This window comes from Micromonospora sp. S4605 (genome assembly GCF_003176715.1).
Classification (GTDB): Bacteria; Actinomycetota; Actinomycetes; order Mycobacteriales; family Micromonosporaceae; genus Micromonospora; species Micromonospora echinaurantiaca.
This window is the reverse complement of sequence record NZ_QGSW01000394.1, coordinates 1-2,167: the sequence shown is the minus strand read 5'-3', so window position 1 is coordinate 2,167 and position 2,167 is coordinate 1. Positions and strand designations below refer to the sequence as shown.

Below are 2,167 nucleotides of genomic sequence, written 5' to 3'. Positions count from 1 at the left end.
CCACATAACCAAGATCAAAGAACATGCCAAGGGCGTGGACACACGACTCTCTCTAGACATGCATCAATCTTCGCTGCTCAACGCCCAGATTCCGATGATCGTTTGACCACAAACTGCGGAACCCGGGTAAGTGCAAGCCCGACAAATCAACAGGTCGGTCTGCGGCGGAACGGCGACTCGTGATCGCGGGCTAGCACAACTCGGCGTATCACCGGGCCGCCGCCAGCCGAGCGCCAGCCAGGGCCGCGTCGACCAGGTTCCGCGTCCGATCGATTGCCTCTGGCCACTCCCCCGCATAGGTGTTCAGGGTGATGATCGGCGTCGCATGCCCCAGCGCCATCTGAACCGAGGGCTGGCACGGACGGAGCTCCGAGCTTTCAGCTGTGCCCGGACTGCGGACACGGTGCACAGAGCTGTAAGCGAGACGTCGGGCAGCGGCGAGGCAGCAGGAAGGCAGCGAACGCCTCGATGCGGATCGGTCCCGGACGTCAACCGACGAGGTATGGACCCTGCTCGTTGACGCAGGCCGCCACCAGCTGGCAGCAGCCGACTGCTTGAGCCGGCATCCCCCGACGGGGGTCGCGGCTGATGTTGGAACATGGACGACGAGCGATGGGCCGGCAAGATTGTCGGGCGCAAGCCGGGCACAACTGACGCCGACAAGGGCTGTCAACTGCTGTAAGACAAGGAGAGACCTCGCCTAGCTCAGGAGGCCGATCCGTCCGATCTGAGATGATCCACAGACCGGCCGAGGGGTTCAGGGTTCAAGTCCCCGGCGGCCAACCAGAGACGGCCTCTGAGTGCGGCACGCGGTGAGAGCTCGCGTGTACGGTCCGCGTCAGTGAGAGATCAGGCCGACTGGGACCGCTCGGCCCACGTCAACGGTTGGAGCCCTCGCTCGATCACGTCAAGATCATCGTCATGGATTACCGTCTCCGGGTCGTCAGCCCTCAACTGCTCCCGGACCGCGCGGTAAAACTCTTGCAGAGCATCATTGAGTCTGCCGACGGGAGGCTTGGACGGAGGTTTCCCGGCTCGTGGATCTCGGCTCTCTTCCCCCTGGACCCGCACTGCGTACGCGTGATGGATGACCGTCCGGGCGGCGATCTGGACCCGTGGGCTTCCCAGAAGCCGGAGTTGCTCGCAAGCCAGTCGCATTCTGTGGTGTGCCTCGTCGAGTGCCTTCCGGCGCTCCTCCTGGTCCTCGCTGCGGGAGAATCGTTCGGCATGATGGCGTAGGGCGCGCGTCGAGGCAGCAAAGGATTCGCTGTGTTCGAGCAGCGCGGCGTCCCAGCGTGCGCGGATATCAGCTGCCATCAGCTGCTTGTTCGTCTTTGTGACGGCGTAGGCCCCGAGCGCCGCCGCGATCAGGCCGCCGACGAATGAGAGCACTGCTGCTAGCCACTCCATCCACGGATGCTAGCTGCGTCACCGCCGGCAGCGGCACCGCCGAGAAGCGGCCTTCGGGGAGCTTCTCGTCTATGACATGGCCCTATGCTGCGCTCACCGGTACAGATGCGTGCCCCACAGCTTTCCGCATCTTTCCTTCCAGGACGGCGCGTCCACGGATGAGAGCAGCCAGGAGGCAGCGAACGTGACGGCAGCGGGCGACACGCCACGACACTAGGGTAAACCCGAACGAGGAGTGTGACCAAGTGGTGGCCTGGCTCAAGGCCGGCGCATGGCATCAGCAGTCTTACCTAATTGGAACTGGCTCCTTGAGGTTCCCCCCGGGATGTGGACACCGGGTTATGCCGCGATCTGGTGCAGCGTAGTCGGTTGCAGGGTTTGTTCGTAGTTGGCGGGGCTGAGGTAGCCGAGTGCGGAGTGGCGGCGTCGGTGGTTGTAGAAGGCGATCCAGCGGAACACGTCGCGGCGGGCGTCGGCCTCGGTGGTCCACCGTCGGTGGTCGACGTCGAGTTCCCGCTTGAGGGTGGCGAAGAACGCCTCGGCCAGGGCGTTGTCATACGACGAGCCGGTGCGCCCCATCGAGCGGCGGATGCCGTTTCGTTGGCAGGCGTCGGCGAAGTCGCCGCTGCCGTATTGGGCGAGTTCAATCGGTCGTTGCAACACTGGGCTGTTTCAGGGAGCTTAGCTGCTCGGCGAAGACCTCGGCCGGGGTCTTCCAGCCAAGGCTCTTGCGAGGTCGGTTGTTGACCGCGAGGGC

General features: G+C 64.4%; 2 protein-coding genes. Both read right to left on the bottom strand.

All coding sequences use genetic code 11. The features are described from left to right. Positions 1–849 precede the first annotated feature (849 nt). On the bottom strand, positions 850–1,410 hold the full coding sequence (locus DLJ47_RS35500) for a hypothetical protein (protein ID WP_146228244.1): 561 nt from the start codon (positions 1,408–1,410) through the stop codon (positions 850–852). Positions 1,411–1,749: 339 nt separating this feature from the next. After that, a complete protein-coding gene (locus DLJ47_RS31600) occupies positions 1,750–2,070 on the bottom strand; it encodes an integrase core domain-containing protein (RefSeq protein WP_158289919.1) in 321 nt (106 codons plus the stop codon). Positions 2,071–2,167 lie beyond the last annotated feature (97 nt).

Coding starts and splice junctions, on each gene's coding strand:
- DLJ47_RS35500 (WP_146228244.1), bottom strand. CDS start 1,410: ATGGAGTGGCTAGCAGCAGTGCTCTCATTCGTCGGCGGCCTGATCGCG.